The following is a 17,286-nucleotide window of genomic DNA, read 5'->3' on the forward strand; positions in this document are numbered from 1 at the left end:
GCCGTGACGGCTGCCGGCTATCGCGTCGCCCCGGCCCGCCTCGACACCGCGGCCGGCGAGTTCGGCTCCCGCGCGGACGCGCTGGGCTCGGCGCAGAAGGCGGTGGCGGGGGAAAAGCTCCCCGCCGCCGCGTTCGGCCGGGTCAGCGAGTCCGCGGCCGCGGCCAAGACGTTCGAGAAGACGATGACGGAGCTGGGCGAGAAGCTCGGCGAGCACGTCTCCCGGGCCAAGAAGCTCCAAAGTGGACTGACCGAGTCGGCCGCGGGCTACCGCCGCACCGACGCGCAGGTCGCCGCGATGTACCGGGCGCTCCTGCCCGAAGACCCGCTGCCGAAGGCCGGGAACCCCGCCGGTGTCGGCGGTTCCGCGGACACCGGCGCGTGGGCGCACGCGATCGAGGAGAACCGCGCGAAGGTCGCCGACGCCCTGACGGCCGAACACGCCAAGCTGGCCGGGCTGACCGACGCCGGCGAGATCGCGCGGTCCCAGGCGCGGATCAAGCTCTACGAAGACATCCTCGCGAACAACCGGCAGATCCTGAAGTTCGACCCGTCGGGCAACGGCCGCATCGCCGAGCTGGTCGGGCACATCGAGCCGGGCACGCGGAACGTCGGGTTGTTCGTCCCCGGCGTCAACACGCAGATGTCCAACTTCGACGCCTACGCCGGCCTCGGGCGCAGCCTGGTGGCCGCGGACCCGACCGGGCGCACCGCGATGGTCGTCTGGGCCGACGGGGTGTTCCCGCAGAACCCGGTCGTGCAGGGCCCGGACGCGAGCTACGCGCAGACGATGGCGCCGGACCTCAAGCACTTCACCGACGACCTGCGCGGTGAGATCTCCAGCCACGCCGGCGACGGCGTCACGCTGACGGCCATCGGCCACAGCTACGGCGGCGCGACGGTCGGGCTGGCCGAGACGCACGGCCTCGACGTCGACCGCGTCCTGCACGTCGAGTCGGCGGGCATGGGCCACGGCGTGTGGTCGCCGTCGGACCTGCCGGCGAGCCAGGCGGGCGTCCAGCGCTACTCGATGACCGCGCCGCTCGACCCGATCGAGATCGCCCAGGGCAACGCGTGGGGCCTGGAGTGGACCGGCATCGGCCACGGCGCCGACCCGGACACCTTCCCCGGCGTGACGGAGCTGGAGACCGGCCGGGACGCGGACGGTTCGCAGCTGTGGGGCCTGTCGTCGCACAGTGACGTGCTGAAGCCGGGTTCGGAGTCGTGGACCAACATCTACCGGGTGATCACCACCGGACCGGTGACCCCGGACGGCACCTTCGACCCGCGTGGCATCCTCGAACACGGCGTCGAATTCCTCAACGACGGGGGTGTGCTGCGATGAGCCCGGAACTGGACCGGCTGGCCGTCGAGCTGACCGCCGTGATCGACGGCGTCGCCGAGGTGTTCGGCGACGGCGCGGACCGGACGGTCGACGGCGAACTGGATTGCGACCCGACCCGGCCCGGGCAGCTGCTGTGCTGGCAGTACGGCGTCCGGCTCGAACACCCCGGCGAGCCGGAACGCCGCCTGGCCGAGGTCGTCGTCCCCACGCTGGCCGAGAACGGCTGGCAGGCACACGACCGCAGCACCCCGCGCGAGCTGATCGCCCGCTTCAGCCGTGACGGCGCGGACTTCACGGTCCACGTCGCGCGGGCGAGCCACGCGGTGGCGATCATCGGCTCGACCCGCCCGGTCCCCGCCTGACGCTCGTCCGCCGGTGTCTTGAATGACTCATTCAGGTCTTCGGAGGTCCTGAATGACTCATTCAAGACTGGGCTGACCCACCCGGCACGACTTTGCCGGGGCCCTGTCGCCGGACGCCATGAAAGAGTCGTTCATGACATCCGGCCGCGCCCCGCTACGGCGTGAAGCGCGACGGCCGCCAGCCACGCCGGCGACCCCGGCCGACCGCGACGTCCGACCGGCCCGCTACGGCGTGAAGCGCGACGGCCGCCAGCCACGCCGGCGGCCCCGGCGGACCGCCGCCACCGCGATGCCCGCCGCCGCGGCCAAGCCGACGCCGGCCAGTGCGATCGTGCCCGCCGGGACATCAGCGGGGTGCTGGGCCGGGGCCGCCACCGGGAGCACGTCCGGCTCCGTGGCCGGCGGGGCGGCCGAGCCGGGCGGGGCGATGCCGGCGGGCAGCGTCGAGGAGACCGCCGCGTAGGCGTCCAGCACTCCCCAGCCGAGCCGCGGGTCGTGGCCGCCCGAAGCCGGGCGGTGGGCCGTCAGCGTGAGGCGGGTGGCGACCTGGTCGCCGGTCAGGTCCGGGTGGTACGCGCGGACCAGGGCCGCGACGCCCGCGACGTACGCCGCCGCCAGGCCGGGGTCGGTGACCGGCCAGCGGTGCGCGATCGCGCCGCCCGCGCCGGCCGAGGTGCTGACCAGCTCCGCGCCCGGTGCCGCGACGCCGACGTAATCCCCCGCCTCGGTCTGCACCGGCTCGCCCGCCTGGTTCACCGAACCGACGGCCAGCACCCCGGACGTCGCCGTCGGGTAGGTGCGCGCGCCCTGCTGGGTCGCCGACGCCGCCGAGACGACCACCGTGCCTTCGGACCGCGCGCGCGAAACCGCGTTGGACAGCGCCGGGCTGTCGAACGCCGCCGGAACGGCGATCAGGAGGACGCCCGCGTGCCGGTCGAGCGCCGTGTCGATCGCGCCGGCCAGCGCGCCCGGGTCGCCGCCGTCCTTCGCCGAGCTGTCGGTGTAGCGGATCGGCAGCAGGCGCGCGCCCGGCGCGACGCCGGCGAACGACGTCGACGGATCCGGTTGCGCGGCGACGATCCCGGCCGCGATCGTGCCGCGGCCGTCGCAGTCGGTGGACTCGGTGCCCGCGCCGCCTTCGAGCTGGCCGGGCCGGAACTGGCCGTTCTGCCCGTCCACGCCGGTGCCGATCACGGCGACGAGCTGACCGTCACCCCGCGTCAGCGGCCACAGGCGTGCGGGGTCGATCTGGCGCTGGCCCCACGGGACGGCGCCGGAATACGTGCCGGACGGGTTCGCGCACTGCGCTTCCGGGGCCGCGTCCGCCACCGCGGGCAAGCCGACCGCAACCAGGCCCGCGACCGCGAGCGCCGCCGGTATCCGCACCCGAACCCCCGAACCGAAAGACGGTGGCGGAAAAGGACTTCCGCCACCGCCAGTCTAGCCGGGAACCCCGCTTCAGCGAAGGTCCATGCCGAGATCCAACGCGGGTGAAGAATGCGTCAGCCCGCCCACCGACAGGTAGTCCACACCGGACCGCGCGTAGGCCTTACCACGCTCGATGGTGAGCCCACCAGAGGATTCCAGCCGCGTCTTCGGGGAAACCTCGTCGCGGCGCGCGACCGCCTGCCGGCACCGCTCGGGCGTGAAGTTGTCCAGCAGCACCTCGTCCGCGCCCGCGGCCAGCGCCTCCTCCAGCTGCTCGAGCGTGTCGACCTCGACCTCGCACGGCAGTTCCGGCGCGTGCGCGCGGGCCGCGGCCAGCGCCGCGGTCACCGAACCCGCGGCGACGACGTGGTTGTCCTTGATCAGCACGGCGTCGCCGAGGCCCAGCCGGTGGTTCACCCCGCCGCCGCAGCGGACGGCGTACTTCTGCAGCAGCCGCAGCCCCGGCAACGTCTTGCGGGAGTCGCGGATCGCGCAGCCGGTACCGTCCACTTCGGACACCCAGGCGGCGGTCGCGGTGGCGACGCCGGAGAGGTGGCAGAGCAGGTTCAGCGCCGTGCGCTCGGCGGTGAGCAGCCCGCGCACCGGGCCGGCGAGCACCAGCGCGGGCTCCCCCGCGACCAGCCGGTCACCGTCCTCGCGCCGGGCGAGCACCTCGTAGCCGTCGCCCAGCACCATGTCGAACACGGCCAGCGCCACCGGCAGCCCGGCCACGACGCCGTCGACGCGCGGGGTCAGCTCCGCCACGGCCGTCGCCGAAGCGGGCACCGTCGAGGCCGTCGTCGCGTCGGGCCCGTACCGCAGGTCTTCGCCGAGCGCGGTGGTGACCACCCGCTTGACGTCTTCCACGTCGAGGCCCGAAGCGGCGATCAGGCGCAGGACCGGCTCGGAGATCGGGAACGTCATGCCACGCCCTCCAGGGGGATCGGGTCGGCCAGCACCGGCTGGCCGGACGGGCTGAGCCGGATGAGCTGGCTGCGCCGCCAGTTCTCGTCCCGCTCGGGGAAGTCGGAGCGCACGTGGCAGCCGCGCGACTCGGTGCGCCGGACGGCCGCGGCGAGCAACGCCTGCGCCACCACGGTCAGCGCCGCGTCCTCGACGCCCGCGTGTGTCCACAACGGAGTGTCCGAAAGCGACAGATCGAGCACCGAGCCTGCCGCCGCCAGCCCGTCGGCGTCCCGGCCGATGGCCGCGTACCGGCTCATCACCCGCTGCAGGGAGTCGCGCTCCGCCGCCGGCGCGGTGACGCGCGACGGCAGCCGCCCGCGCGAAGGGTCGGCCAGCAACCCGGCCGCGAGGTCCGCCGCGACGGCCTCCGCCACGCGCTGCCCGACGACCAGGCCTTCGAGCAGGCTGTTGGAGGCCAGCCGGTTCGCGCCGTGCAGCCCGGTCCGCGCGACCTCGCCGGCCGCGTAGAGCCCGGCCACCGACGAGCGTCCGTCCACAGTGGTCACCACGCCACCGCACGAGAAGTGCGCCGCCGGGGTCACCGGGATCGGGTCCACGGCGGGGTCGAGGCCCAGCGCCGCGCATGCCGCGAACACCGTCGGGAACCGCTGTGCGAAGCCGCCGATCGAAGTCGCGTCGAGGAAGACGTGGTCGTCGACGCCACCGGGCGCGGCCGTCATCCGCCGCGTGATCGCCGCCGAGACGACGTCACGCGGCGCCAGGTCGCCGAGCGGGTGCACGCCCCGCATCACCGGCAGGCCGGCGCCGTCGACCAGCGTGGCACCCTCGCCGCGCACCGCCTCGGTGACCAGCGGGCAGCGGCCGCGCGCACCCGGGGTGTAGAGCACGGTCGGGTGGAACTGCACGAACTCGATGTCCGCCACCGTCGCGCCGGCCCGCAGCGCGAGGGCGAGCCCGTCGCCGGTGGCGATCTCCGGGTTCGACGTCGCCTGGTAGAGCTGCCCGAGGCCGCCGCTGGCCACCAGCACGGCCGACGCGCGGACGGCGCCGGGCACGCCGTGGCGGTCGAGCACCGTCACACCGGCGACCCGCCCGCCCGGGGTGAGCAGCGCGTCGACGGCGATGTGGTGCTCCAGCACCGGAACCCCCGCCTGCCCGGCCTGCGCGACCAGGGCGCGTTCGACTTCGGCGCCGGTCGCGTCGCCGCCCGCGTGGATCACGCGGAACGCGCTGTGCCCGCCCTCGCGGCCCAGCGCGAGCACCCCGGACGCCGCGACGTCGAACTTCGCGCCGTCCGCCCGCAGCCGGGCGACCGCGGCCGGGCCGCCGTCGACGATCGAGCGCACGGCCGGCTCATCGCACAGGCCGGCGCCCGCGGTGAGGGTGTCCTCCGCGTGCTTGGCGACCGAGTCGTCGAGGTCGTGCTGGTCTTCCAGGACCACGGCGACGCCGCCCTGGGCCCAGCGCGTGTTGCCGTCCGCGACGGCGGCCTTGGTGACCACCAGGACGTGCAGCCCGAGTGACTGCGCGCGCAGCGCCGCGGTCAGCCCCGCGACGCCGCTGCCGATCACGACCAGGTCGGCGCGAGCTTCCCAGACGGGGGTTTTCGCCTGGGGGTCATGAACCGGCGTGGTCATTCGCCGCCGCCGGGCTGCCCGATCTCGATCATCCGCTGCACCGGGGCCTTCGCGCGGGCCGCCGTCTCGAGGTCGACGTGGACCTCGTCGAGGCCGTCGCGCAGGCACCGCAGCAGCGCGGCGGGGGTGATCATCTTCATGTACCGGCAGGACGCGCGGTCGTTCACCGCGCGGAAGTCGATACCCGGCGCGGCCTTGCGCAGCTGGTGGATCATGCCGATCTCGGTGGCCACCAGCACGGTCTTGGCCTTGGTGTCGCGGGCCTCGTGGACCATGTCGCCGGTGGAGAGGATCTTGACCCGCTCCGGCGCCACCGCGCCCTCGCCCGCCAGGTAGAGCGCCGACGTCGCGCAGCCGCACTCGGGGTGGATGAACAGGTCGGCGGCCGGGTCCTCGGCCGCGCGCTCGGCCAGCTCCGCGCCGTTGATCCCGGCGTGGACGTGGCACTCCCCGGCCCAGATGTGCATGTTCTCCCGGCCGGTCACGCGCTTGACGTGCGCGCCGAGGAACTGGTCGGGGAGGAAGAGAACTTCCTGGTCAGCGGGGATGCTGGCGACGACGTCGACCGCGTTCGAGGACGTGCAGCAGATGTCGGTCTCGGCCTTCACCTCGGCCGTGGTGTTGACGTAGGAGACGACCACCGCGCCCGGGTGCTCGGCCTTCCAGGCGCGCAGCTCGGCGCCGGTGATGGAGTCGGCGAGCGAGCAGCCGGCCCGCGCGTCCGGGATCAGGACGGTCTTCTCCGGCGCGAGGATCTTCGCGGTCTCGGCCATGAAGTGCACGCCGCAGAAGACGATGGTGGACGCGTCGCTGCTCGCCGCGATGCGGCTGAGGGCGAGGGAGTCGCCGGTGTGGTCGGCGATGTCCTGGATCTCCGGGACCTGGTAGTTGTGCGCGAGCAGGACCGCGTCGCGCTGCTTCGCCAGGCGCCGCACCTCCTCCGCCCAGGCCGCGTTCGCCTCGACCCCGCCGAACGGGGTGAGACCTTCCGGAACCAACGTGGTGGTCATCTGGCCCTCCTGGACCGGTCTCCGGTTTTCGCCTTACAATCGAAAACCGTGCGAAGTCATCTTAACACCCAGGCCCCCCTGGCCCACGAGGTTTTGGGCGCGGTCCTTCAAGTGCGCTCGGACACACTGCGGGTGCTGCTCTGGCGCCGCGCCCTCGACCCGCACCTCGGCCGCTGGTCGCTGCCGGGCGGGCGGCTGCGGCCCGACGAGGACGTCGAGACGTCGGTCCGGCGCCAGCTCAAGGAGAAGGTCGACGTCCGCCAGCTGAAGCACGTCGAGCAGCTCGCGGTGTTCAGCGACCCCCACCGCGTCCCCGGCCCGCGCGTGGTGGCGACGGCGTTCCTCGCGCTGGTCCCCTCCGACGTCGACCCCGAGGTGCCCGAGGACACCGAGTGGCACGACGTCGCGAAGCTGCCGCGCACGGCGTTCGACCACGAGGCGATCGTGCTGCGCGCCCGCGACCGGCTGCGCTCGAAGCTCTCCTACACAAACCTGGGGTTCGCGCTGGCCCCCGACGAGTTCACGATTTCCGCGCTGCGCGGCCTGTATTCGGCGGCGCTCGGCTACCGCGTCTCGGCGACCAACCTGCAGCGGGTGCTGTCCCGGCGCGGGCTGCTGGTTCCCACTGGTCACACGGCCGCACCGGGCCGCGCGGGCGGGCGTCCCGCGGCGCTGTTCTCCTTCGCGGGCAAGGGCATGCAGATCACTGATCCGTTCGCCGTCTTCAAGCCGCCGAACCGGTGACCGTGCTGCGGGCCGGGTCTTCTCCCCTTACCGTGGACGCGTGACGGAGCCGGAATCGGAAAGTGACGCGACGACGACGATCCTGCCGTTGTTCCCGCTGCAGACCGTGCTGCTGCCCGGCACCAAGCTCCCGCTGCACATCTTCGAACCGCGCTACCGGCAGCTGACGGCGGACCTGGTGAGCGGCACGGTGCCGGGCCGCGAGTTCGGCGTGGTCGCGCTCCGCTCGTCGCTGACCCGCGAGGTCCGTGGTCTGGACCAGCTGTACGAGATCGGCTGCAGCACGGTCCTGCGCGAGGCGAAGCGCCTCCCCGACGGCCGCTTCGACGTCGTCACGCAGGCCCGCCGCCGCTTCCGCCTGACCGACCTCGACTGCACGTCGGCGCCCTACCTGATCGCGTCGGTGGCGTGGCTCGACGACGACCCGGTGTCCCCGTCCGGCGACATGGCCGAACGCCTGGCGGCGGTCGCCAGGGCGGCCCACCAGCGCTACTGCGAGACGGCGTGGCGCAGCGACGACTGGCACACCCCGGACCCGGGCACGGCGATCGACGAGCTGGCCTACCAGCTGGCCGCGGACTGCCTGCTCCCGCTGGAGGACCGCCAGCGCCTCCTGGAGGAACGCCACCCGCTGCGCCGCCTCCGCATCGCGTGCCGGCTGCTGACGCGCGAGACGGGGTTCCTGAACACGCTGGGCGCGGTCCCGCTGCCGCCGGGCGAGCTCACCGACCTGAGCCGCCCGGCCAGCCTGAACTGAGCCGGGCCAAAGCGCCCCAAGGTGGCCTTCGGTGCGTCTGACGCACCGAAGGCCGCCTTGGGTGCGTCTGACGCAACCAAGGCCACATTGGGGCGCGCGGGACCGACTCAGGAACCGGAGCCGTTCCCGTTCCCGAACTTGTTCCACACCTTGCCCGCCGCGCCCGAAACCGCCTCGCCGACGTCGCTGAACACCTTCGTCAGCGGGTCCGCCGACGAGTTCCACGACTCCTTGTACGACTGCGCGGCCGACTTGAGGTCGTCCTTCCAGTCCGACCCCGGCTTGTCGCCGTCCCGCCGCGGGTAGTCGCCCGCCAGGATCGCGCGGTACTCCGCCGACGCCGCCCAGCGCTGCAGCTGCGCCGCGCGGACCACGGCGAACGGGTGCGACTCCGTCTCGACGAACTTGAGCTTGAGGAAGCTGTCGCGGATGTCCTCGACCGACTCGTACTCCGACGCCTGCTGCAGGAACGACGGGATGTCGATGCGGGCCGGGTCGATGCCGCCGGCGACCTGGATCTGCGCGCGCAGCGCCGCCGTCGGGTCCTGGCCGCAGAGCAGGCCCGCGCGGTCGCACGACAGCTCCGCCTTGCGGAACCACTCGCGCAGCGCCGCGATGATCGCCCGGATGCCGAGCGCGCTGACCGGCGTCCACGACATCGACAGCTGCAGGCTGATCAGGCGCACCATCATCGTGCGGTACACCGCGTGCCCGGACAGCACGTGCCCCATCTCGTGGCCGAGCACGAACCGCAGCGAGTCCGGGCTCATCAGCTCGACCAGCCCGGTGCTGAGCCGGATGAACGGCTCGTCCATGCCGACCGCCTCCGCCCGCAGGCGCGGGTCCTGGAAGACGAACACGTTCGGCACCGACGGCAGGTCCAGCGTCCCGGCGCACTCGTGGCGCAGCCGGTCGATCTCCGGGTACTGCTTCGGCCCGACGCGGATCGACGAAGCCAGCGCCATCAGCCGCTCGCCGCGTTCGTTGTAGAACCCCGAGATGGCCTTCACGACCTGCGCGAACCCGGGCACCGCGCGCAGCGTGGCGAGCGCGCCGCGGTCCACCGGGTGCTCGTAGGCGCGCGGGCTGATGCCCGGGAAGCGGACGGCGTCGCGCCGCGAAACCTCGATGTCTTCGGTCACTGCCGGAATCCCCCCTGTGAGTGAGGGGACCAGCGTAGGGCAAAGCCGTCAGCCGAGGCGGCGGCCCAGGTCGTCGCGGCCGTTCCAGGTGGCCAGCAGGCTGTAGGCGATCGACACGCCGAGTGGCCCGGTGAGCAGCACCCACCACGACTCCAGCCGCGGCGCCAGCTCGATCACCGAGCCGAGCGCGGGCGCGCTGGTGATGGCGTAGTGGCTGTTCGCCCAGCCGACGCCGAGCAGCATCGCGAGCGCGCTCGCGAGCGCGACGCCGAGCACGGCGGCCAGGAAGACGACCGGGCCGCGGCGTTCGCGCAGCAGCCAGACGACGACGCCCACGACGATCCCGAGCCCGAGCGTCATCAGCCCGAACACGGCGAGGTCGTCGAACCGGTGCCAGCTCTCCAGCTCCAGGGCACCCTGGGTGCCGTCGGCGGCGACGATGCGGACGCGCTCGGGCGGCGCGAGCCGGGACCAGGCGAAGGCGAGCGGGAAGCTCAGCACGCTCAGGGTGCCGAGCACGCTGACGGCGGGCAGCAGGTCGGCCTTGACGACCACCCGGGGCCGCCGTTCCCGGAACAGCACGGGCACCGACCACGGACCGGCCACGGCCGACGGCCGGTGCGCGGGCCCCGACGTCTCACTCACCCGGACTCCCTCCTGCGAGATGCTGCGACCGAGGGTAACCGGTCGGGGTGCGCGCCCGGCGAGCCGCTCGCCCGTGTCGCGACGTCGTGCACGAGTCGATCACCGCACCCGGCGCCGTCAGCCGCCGGCCGTGTCGCCGTGCCGGCTGCACTTCGCCGTCCAGCCGAGCGGGCTCACCTGGACCACCAGCCGCCGGGCGCAGTACGTGCAGTAGCGCGGGGGTTCCAGCGCCGTCCGGGGGTTGTGGCACGCCGGGTGGTCCGCCCCACCCGGCGATTGCTGTCCACAGTGGACGCAGAAGGCGGCGTCAGAGGCTGTCACTGAGCGCCTTGATCGGCATCTTGAGCTCGTCGAGCATCTCGAGGTCCGCCGAAGCCGGCCGCCCCAGGTTGGTCAGGTAGTTGCCGACGATGATCGCGTTGATCCCGCCCAGCATGCCCTGCTCCGCGCCGAGGTCGCCGAGGGTCAGCTCGCGGCCGCCGGCGAAGCGCAGCATCGTGCGCGGCATCGCGAGCCGGAACGCCGCGACCGTGCGCAGCGCGTCCTTGCCCTCGACGATCTCGTAGTTCTCGTACGGCGTGCCGGGCTGCGGGATGAGGAAGTTCATCGGCACCTCGTGCGGGTTCAGCTCGGCCAGCTGGACCGCGAACTCCGCGCGCTGCTCGACCGTCTCCCCCATGCCGATGATGCCGCCGCAGCAGACCTCCATGCCCGCCTCGGCCACCATCCGCAGCGTGTCCCAGCGCTCCTCCCACGTGTGCGTGGTGACCACCGCGGGGAAGTGCGAGCGCGCCGTCTCGAGGTTGTGGTTGTAGCGGTGCACGCCCATCTCGACGAGCTCGTCGACCTGCTCCTGGGTGAGCATGCCGAGCGAGCAGGCGATCTGGATGTCGTTCCCGTCCGCGCGGATCGCCTTCACGCCCTCGCGGACCTGCGAAAGCAGCCGCTTGTCCGGGCCGCGGACGGCCGCGACGATGCAGAACTCCGTCGCGCCGGTCTCGGCGGTCTGCCGGGCGGCCTTGACCAGGTTCGGGATGTCGAGCCACGCCGAGCGCACCGGCGTCGGGAAGCGGCCGGACTGCGAGCAGAAGTGGCAGTCCTCCGGGCACCCGCCGGTCTTCAGGCTGATGATGCCCTCGACCTCGACCTCGGGCCCGCACCAGCGCATCCGCACCTCGTGCGCGAGCGCGAGCAGGTCGGGCAGCCGGTCGTCGGGCAGCCGCAGCACCTCGAGGACCTCGGCTTCGCCCAGGCCGGCGCCGGTTTCGAGGACGAGTTCGCGGGCGTGGGCGAGGACGTCGGTGTCCGGAACTGCGGTCAAGGCGTCTCCTCGGTCGTGGTGGTGCGGAAAGCGTCCCTCATCGTGCACGAAGGCGCCTCGAGACGACAGCGACGCAGGTCACTTCCCGGCCGACGCGCACCCGGCGAACAGCTCGGGGTCGAACTCGCCGCCGAACCACGGCGAGAGCCCGCCCCTGGCCGCGGCCAGGAACTCGTCCCGCGACGCCGCGCCGAGCCCGGCGGGCAGCACGCCGAGCAGCGGCGCCCCGGCCGCCACGGGCAGGTCTTCGAGGTTGGACAGCGCCGCGAGGTCCGGCTCGGCCGGCCAGGCGCCGATGATGACGCCGGCGACCGTCAGGCCGCGCTTGGTGGCGACCTCGGCGGTGAGCGCGGTCGCGTTGAGCGTGCCGAGCCCGGCCTCGGCCACGATGATCACGAGCGAGCCGAGCGACCAGGCGACGTCGGCGAGGCTGGCGCCGGCGGCGTCGAAGCGCACCAGCAGCCCGCCCGCGCCCTCGATGAGGGTGAGGTCGTGCCCGGTGTCGAGGTCCGACGCGGCCCGGGCGATCTCACCGGGATCGAGCGTCGGGAGCCCGCTGCGGCGCGCGGCGGCCTCCGGCGACAGCGGGTCCGGGTAGCGGCGCAGTTCGAGGGTCGTGACGTCGCCGGCGAGCCGCCGCACGTCGGCGAGGTCGCCGGGCTCATCGGGCCGCACCCCGGTCTGCGCCGGTTTCAGCACCGCGACCCGCTGCCCGCCGTCCGCCGCCAGGGCGGCGATCGCCGCCGTGGTGATCGTCTTGCCGACCCCGGTCCCGGTCCCCGTCATCACCAGCATGGTCACGGACCATCAACTTAGTGACCCCGGCCGGGGTCGCGCACGGCGGTCCGGCTCCGGCAGCGCCGAAGCAGGCCGTCACCGGCGAGGCTCCGGGCGGGCCACCCGACTCAGGCCGTGCGCGGCGGGGCAGGTGCCTGGCTGGCGAGGTCGGCACTGCCCGCCCCGGGCGCGCACGCGGGCCGTGCTCCAACACCACGGCCCGCGTGCGCCAGGTCAGGCTCCCGGCACCGCCACCGGCGCCCCGGCCGGGCGGAACGTGCGCTCGGCCGGGTCGAACAGGTGGACCTGCGCCGTCCCGACCGCGAAGTACATCCCGGTCAGCTGCAGCTTCCCGGCCGCCTCGGCCGCGGCCACCGATGGGTACTCGCGCAGGTGGTCCAGCTGCTGGAGCACGTTGTGCAGGGCCAGCCGGTCACCTTCGCGGGCCGGGACGGCGCCGTCCAGCGTGGCCGCGCCGAGGCGGTGCGCGCTCGGCTCCGCGTGGCGGAGCCAGACCGACAGCGGCCCCGGCGGCGGGCCGTCCACGAGCGCCGCCATCGCGCCGCAGCCCGAGTGGCCGCACACCACGATCTCCTCGACGCCGAGCACGCCGACGGCGAACTCGATCGACGCGTTCATCGACGGGTCGGCCTGCCCGGGCGGGACGAGGTTGCCGATGTTGCGGATGGTGAACAGGTCGCCCGGGCCGCTGGTGGTGATCAGGTTCGGCACGATCCGGGAGTCGCCGCAGGTGATGAACAGCGTGCGGGGGCGCTGGCCGTCGGCGAGCCCGGACAGCGTGTTCTTCAGCAGCGGCGCGGTCCGGCGGTGGAACTCGGTCGCGCCGTTGCGGGTCTGCTGCGTCGGGATGCCTTCGGTGGCCTGCCACTCCGACCACGGCGCGAGCCAGCGCGGCACCGCCCGGCTCGCGTGCAGCCGCGACCGCGTCGGGCGGCCCGCCTTGCCCTCGCCGAACCACGGGTGGCCGACCTCGTCGACCTCGACCGTGCCGCCGGCGCGTTCGTGCGCCTGCTGCCAGGTCGTGAGGCTTTCGAACGCGGCGTGGTCGAGGTAGTCGACGACCAGTTCCAGCCGCACCGGCACGCCGGACGGGATGGTCCCGAGCACCTTCGAAAGCCGCGGCACCGACAGGAACGTCAGGACGCCTTCGACGACGACGCGCCAGCCGTCGCCTTCGCGCTCGACGTGGATGCCCGACCAGAGCGTCCGGCGCAGCATCAGCACGAGCGCCAGCCCGATGCCCGCGAGCACGCCGGTGAGCAGGTCGAACACCACGACGCCGGCGAGGGTGAGCAGGTAGACGGGCAGGTCGCCGTGGGCGAGGACGGTCTTGATGTGGCCGGGGTTGACCAGCTTCGCGCCGACGTGCACCAGCAGCCCGGCCAGCGCCGCGAGCGGGATGCTCTGGATCAGCCCGGCGAGCAGCACGACGAACAGCAGCACCCAGACGCCGTGCAGCACCGCCGACGCGCGGGTCCTGGCCCCGGCGGTGACGTTGGTGGAGCTGCGGACGATGACGCCGGTGACCGGCAGGCCGCCCAGCGCTCCGGAGACCATGTTGGCCGCGCCCTGGCCGACCAGTTCGCGGTCGAGGTTGGCGCGCCGCCCGGTGTGCATCTTGTCCACCGCCACGGCCGAAAGCAGGCTTTCGACGCTGGCGATCAGCGCGATCGTCACGACGGCGAGCGCGAACGCGCCCCACCCGCCGTCCGGCAGCCGCGGGACGAGCCCGATGTCCAGCACGTCGCCGGGGAGTTCGACGCGCGGCAGCGTCATGCCGAAGGCGACCGAAACGACCGTGGCGGCGGCGATCGCGGCGAGCGGCCCCGGCACCTTGCGGACGGCGGCCGGGAGCTTCGGCCAGAGCAGCAGGATGGCGATGGTGAGCAGGCCGATTATCGCGGCCGAGTCGTGGTGGGCGACGATCTGGCCGGGCAGCTCGGCGATGTTCTGCACCGCCGAGCTCTGCGCCTTGCCGCCGAGGACGACGTGGAGCTGGCCGAGCACGATCGTGACGCCGATGCCGGCCAGCATGCCGTGCACGATCGCCGGCGAGATGGCCAGCGCGGCGCGCGCGATGCGGCTCAGCCCCAGCAGGATCTGGCACGCGCCGGCGGCGACGGTGATCGCGCAGGTGACGGCCCAGCCGAAGGTGTCGATGGTTTCGGCCATGACCACGGTCAGGCCGGCGGCGGGCCCGCTCACCTGCAGGGCGGAGCCGCCGAGCGCGCCGGCGACGACGCCACCGACGACGGCGGCGACGAGCCCGGCGGCGACCGGGGCGCCCGAAGCGAGGGCGATGCCCAGGGACAGGGGTACTGCGACGAGGAAGACGACCAGTGAGGCCGGCAGGTCGTGGCGGAGCACGGCGAGGGGTCTCATGATCACCATGCAACCGGAAAACGAGTGAAATGTCCGCTATGCACCACTCGATCGGGTGAACAAATCGCGGTAATTAGCTCGAATGTCACATACCGGACAAGTCGTTAACAAGCCGTTCACAAGCATGGCCTGTCAAGTGACAGTTGAATTCCGTACCACACAAGGGTTTCACTCGCCGGGACAAGCGCCCCAATGTGGCGTTGGTTGCGTCCAACGCACCCAATGTGGCGTTCGGTGCATCCAACGCACCGAACGCCACATTGGGGCGCTTCGGGTCAGTGCTCCAGCGCGCCGGCCGGGACGAAGCCGCGGGCCGCGTCGTCCAAAAGGGACACCTGCGCGGCGCCGACGTCGAAGTACATGCCGGTGAGCCGGAGCGCGCCCCGCTCGAGCGCGGCCGCCACCACCGGGTACGCGCGCAGGATCTCCAGCTGCTGCACCACGTTCTGCAGCGCGAGCTGGTCGGCCTCGGCGGCCGGGCGCGCGCCGCCGAGCAGCAGCGGCGCTTCGCGGGCGCGGCGCCGGAGCGTCGCTTCGCCGTGGCGCAGCCAGCTGCCGAGCTGGTCGAGCCCGTCCGGGGCCTGGCCGAGCAACGCCTTCATCGCGCCGCAGCCGGAGTGCCCGCACACCACGATCTCCGCCACGCCCAGGACGCCGACCGCGTACTCGATCGCCGCGCCGACCGACGAGTCTTCGCCGTCCGGCGGGGGCACGAGGTTGCCGATGTTCCGGACCGTGAACAGGTCGCCCGGCCCGCTGGTGGTGATCAGGTTGGGCACGATCCGCGCGTCGCCGCAGGTGATGAACAGCGTGTGCGGCTGCTGGCCGTGCGCCAGCCCGCTCCACGTGTCGCGCAGCAGCGGCGCGGTGCGGCGCTGGAACTCCGAGGCACCGCGGCAAAGCAGCGAGCTGGCCGTGCGCTGGGCGGGCAGCACGACGTGCTCGGCCTGCCACTGCGACCACGGCGCGAGCCACCGCGGCACGACGCGCGCGGCGACGCTGCGGCGCACGGTCGGCGCGCCCGAGCTCCCGCGTTCGAACCACGGGTGCCCGATCTCGTCGACCGTCACCGGCCCGGCGTGCGCCTGCTGCCAGCCGCGCAGGCAGTCGAACGCGGCGTGGTCGAGGTAGTCGACGAGCAGTTCGAGGGTGACCTCGGCGTGCGGCGGCACCGAGGCGAGGACCCGGGTCAGCCGCGGCACGGACAGGAACGTCAGCGCGCCTTCGATGACGACGCGGTGGCGCTCGCCGTCGGTCTCGACGTGGATCCCGGAAAAGATCATCCGCCGGAGCATCAGCGCGAGCGCGAGCAGGATCCCCGCCGCGACGCCGGTGAGCAGGTTGACGGCCACCGCGCCGGCGAGCGTGACGGCGTACACCGGCAGGTCGCCGTGGCGGCGGACTTCCTTGAGCCCGTTGAGGTTCACGAGCTTCGTGCCGACGTAGACGAGCAGGGCGGCCAGCGCGGCGAGCGGGATCAGCCGCAGCACGCCGGTCAGCAGCAGGCACGCGGCGAGGATCCAGGCGCAGTGCAGGATCGCCGACAGCCGCGTGCGCGCGCCCGCCTCGTAGTTGGTCATGCTGCGCACGATGACGCCGGTGACCGGGAACCCGCCGAGCGCGCCGGCGGCGACGTTCGCCGCGCCTTGGCCGATGAGCTCGCGGTCGAGGTCGGTGCGCGGGCGGCCGCGGAGCTTGTCGACCGAGACGGCCGACAGCAGGCTTTCCAGGCCGGCGATGAGCGCGATGGTGACCGCGGCGAGCGCGAACCCGCCCCAGCCGCCGTCCGGCAGCCGCGGCACGACGTGCAGCGCGGGCAGCCCGGCGGGCAGGTCGACGCGCGGCAGCGACATGCCGGTCGCGACGGACAGCCCGGTGGCCAGCGCGACGGCGGCCAGCGGCGCGGGCACCCGGCGGACGGCCTTCGGCAGCCGCGGCCAGGCGACCAGCACGGCCAGGGTGACGACCCCGATCAGCACGGCCTGGTCGTGGTGCGCGGCGATCTGCCGCGGCAGTGCGAGGACGTTGGCGAGCGCGGAGCCCTGCGCGCTACCGCCGAGCACGACGTGCAGCTGGCCGAGCACGAGCGTGACGCCGATGCCGGCGAGCAGCCCGTGCACGATGGCGGGCGACACGGCGAGTGCGGCGCGGGCGGCCTTGGTGAGGCCGAAGAGGATCTGCAGCAGGCCGGCGGCGACGGTGATCGCGCAGGTGACCGGCCAGCCGTGGGTGGCGATCGTGTCGGCCAGCACCACGGTGAGGGCGGCGGACGGCCCGCTGACTTGCAGCGGCGACCCGCCGAGGAGGCTCGCGACCAGCCCGCCGACGACGGCGGAGATCAGGCCCGAGAGCAACGGCGCCCCGGCGGCGAAGGCCACGCCGAGGGACAGGGGGACGGCGACGAGGAAGACGACTATCGACGCGAGGAGGTCGTGTTTGAGGTGCTGCTTCGGCGGGCCGGTGTCGTGTTCGCCACGAACGATCTCGATCATGGGGGCAGGATCGCGGAAACCGGGCGAAAAGTCCGCTACGCAAGCATTTCTCGCGTTTGGTCCGGTACGGGATCGGTTCGCTCACCCGGACCTTTCACACGGACCGCTCCCACCGTTCGCGTGGTGTCGATCTTGCTCCGGCACACAGCGCGACGATGAGGGACCTTCGGGTCTCGCTGTGGGCGTGGTCACACCCGATGTGCTGAAATCAAGCCTTTTCGGCGACCGCGAGCATCGCGCGGGTGATCAGGGCCGAGCGGAACGCCTCGCCCGGACCAGCCACCCACCACGAGGCCC

Annotated in this window: 15 protein-coding genes; 4 read left to right on the forward strand and 11 right to left on the reverse strand. The window is 73.3% G+C overall.

All coding sequences use genetic code 11. The features are described 5' to 3' along the window. Positions 1 to 3 precede the first annotated feature (3 nt). Together EIY87_RS07255 and EIY87_RS07260 are read left to right on the forward strand one after the other, a co-directional pair. Positions 4 to 1,344, forward strand: a complete 1,341-nt coding sequence (locus EIY87_RS07255; protein WP_125306880.1) for an alpha/beta hydrolase — start codon at positions 4 to 6, stop codon at positions 1,342 to 1,344. Beyond that, positions 1,341 to 1,706, forward strand: coding sequence for a hypothetical protein (locus EIY87_RS07260; RefSeq protein ID WP_125306881.1), 366 nt, complete (start codon positions 1,341 to 1,343; stop codon positions 1,704 to 1,706). The genes EIY87_RS07255 and EIY87_RS07260 overlap by 4 nt, the downstream gene beginning before the upstream one ends. 225 nt (positions 1,707 to 1,931) lie before the next feature. On the opposite strand, the gene EIY87_RS07265 is transcribed toward EIY87_RS07260, so the two are convergent. The 4 genes from EIY87_RS07265 to nadA form a co-directional block, all read right to left on the reverse strand. Then, positions 1,932 to 3,092 (reverse strand): S8 family serine peptidase, encoded by a 1,161-nt coding sequence (locus EIY87_RS07265; RefSeq protein ID WP_125306882.1) that lies wholly within the window; start codon positions 3,090 to 3,092, stop codon positions 1,932 to 1,934. A gap of 72 nt (positions 3,093 to 3,164) precedes the next feature. After that, positions 3,165 to 4,058 carry a carboxylating nicotinate-nucleotide diphosphorylase gene (nadC, locus tag EIY87_RS07270; RefSeq protein WP_125306883.1) on the reverse strand — a complete coding sequence of 298 codons (894 nt, stop codon included), beginning with the start codon at positions 4,056 to 4,058 and terminating at the stop codon, positions 3,165 to 3,167. Beyond that, positions 4,055 to 5,698, reverse strand: coding sequence for an L-aspartate oxidase (locus tag EIY87_RS07275; protein ID WP_125306884.1), 1,644 nt, complete (start codon positions 5,696 to 5,698; stop codon positions 4,055 to 4,057). Before EIY87_RS07275 ends, nadC begins: the two co-directional genes overlap by 4 nt. Beyond that, the gene (nadA, locus tag EIY87_RS07280) at positions 5,695 to 6,708 is read right to left on the reverse strand and encodes a quinolinate synthase NadA (protein WP_125306885.1); all 1,014 of its coding nucleotides are present in this window, start codon (positions 6,706 to 6,708) and stop codon (positions 5,695 to 5,697) included. The genes EIY87_RS07275 and nadA overlap by 4 nt, the downstream gene beginning before the upstream one ends. A gap of 111 nt (positions 6,709 to 6,819) precedes the next feature. Between nadA and EIY87_RS07285 the strand changes: the two genes are divergently transcribed. Next, a complete protein-coding gene (locus tag EIY87_RS07285) occupies positions 6,820 to 7,452 on the forward strand; it encodes an NUDIX hydrolase (protein ID WP_086856682.1) in 633 nt (210 codons plus the stop codon). Between the two features lie 40 nt (positions 7,453 to 7,492). Next, positions 7,493 to 8,209, forward strand: coding sequence for an LON peptidase substrate-binding domain-containing protein (locus EIY87_RS07290; protein WP_125306886.1), 717 nt, complete (start codon positions 7,493 to 7,495; stop codon positions 8,207 to 8,209). Between the two features lie 107 nt (positions 8,210 to 8,316). Here EIY87_RS07290 and EIY87_RS07295 read toward each other — a convergent pair whose 3' ends face one another. From EIY87_RS07295 to EIY87_RS07325, 7 genes are all read right to left on the reverse strand, one after another. Beyond that, on the reverse strand, positions 8,317 to 9,351 hold the full coding sequence (locus EIY87_RS07295; RefSeq protein WP_125306887.1) for a M48 family metallopeptidase: 1,035 nt from the start codon (positions 9,349 to 9,351) through the stop codon (positions 8,317 to 8,319). A 48-nt stretch (positions 9,352 to 9,399) separates the two neighbouring features. Next, positions 9,400 to 9,996, reverse strand: coding sequence for a DUF2567 domain-containing protein (locus tag EIY87_RS07300; RefSeq protein ID WP_125306888.1), 597 nt, complete (start codon positions 9,994 to 9,996; stop codon positions 9,400 to 9,402). A 117-nt stretch (positions 9,997 to 10,113) separates the two neighbouring features. Beyond that, a complete protein-coding gene (gene bsaP, locus EIY87_RS07305) occupies positions 10,114 to 10,317 on the reverse strand; it encodes a biotin synthase auxiliary protein BsaP (protein ID WP_125306889.1) in 204 nt (67 codons plus the stop codon). Beyond that, positions 10,304 to 11,317, reverse strand: a complete 1,014-nt coding sequence (bioB, locus tag EIY87_RS07310) for a biotin synthase BioB (protein ID WP_125306890.1) — start codon at positions 11,315 to 11,317, stop codon at positions 10,304 to 10,306. The genes bsaP and bioB overlap by 14 nt, the downstream gene beginning before the upstream one ends. 78 nt (positions 11,318 to 11,395) lie before the next feature. After that, on the reverse strand, positions 11,396 to 12,118 hold the full coding sequence (gene bioD / locus EIY87_RS07315; RefSeq protein WP_125306891.1) for a dethiobiotin synthase: 723 nt from the start codon (positions 12,116 to 12,118) through the stop codon (positions 11,396 to 11,398). Between the two features lie 210 nt (positions 12,119 to 12,328). After that, entirely contained in the window at positions 12,329 to 14,506 is a 2,178-nt protein-coding gene (locus tag EIY87_RS07320) for a SulP family inorganic anion transporter (RefSeq protein WP_125306892.1), read from the reverse strand. Between the two features lie 266 nt (positions 14,507 to 14,772). Further along, positions 14,773 to 16,989 (reverse strand): bifunctional SulP family inorganic anion transporter/carbonic anhydrase, encoded by a 2,217-nt coding sequence (locus tag EIY87_RS07325; protein WP_125306893.1) that lies wholly within the window; start codon positions 16,987 to 16,989, stop codon positions 14,773 to 14,775. Between the last annotated feature and the right edge of the window lie 297 nt (positions 16,990 to 17,286).

Origin of the sequence: Amycolatopsis eburnea, from assembly GCF_003937945.1 — a bacterium.
Lineage (GTDB): Bacteria > Actinomycetota > Actinomycetes > Mycobacteriales > Pseudonocardiaceae > Amycolatopsis > Amycolatopsis eburnea.

Bases quoted from the DNA above. Each gene is read 5' to 3' on its own strand.
- EIY87_RS07260 (WP_125306881.1), top strand. From the start codon at position 1,341: ATGAGCCCGGAACTGGACCGGCTGGCCGTCGAGCTGACCGCCGTGATC.
- nadC (WP_125306883.1), bottom strand. From the start codon at position 4,058: ATGACGTTCCCGATCTCCGAGCCGGTCCTGCGCCTGATCGCCGCTTCG.
- EIY87_RS07275 (WP_125306884.1), bottom strand. From the start codon at position 5,698: ATGACCACGCCGGTTCATGACCCCCAGGCGAAAACCCCCGTCTGGGAA.
- nadA (WP_125306885.1), bottom strand. From the start codon at position 6,708: ATGACCACCACGTTGGTTCCGGAAGGTCTCACCCCGTTCGGCGGGGTC.
- EIY87_RS07320 (WP_125306892.1), bottom strand. From the start codon at position 14,506: ATGGTGATCATGAGACCCCTCGCCGTGCTCCGCCACGACCTGCCGGCC.
- EIY87_RS07325 (WP_125306893.1), bottom strand. From the start codon at position 16,989: ATGATCGAGATCGTTCGTGGCGAACACGACACCGGCCCGCCGAAGCAG.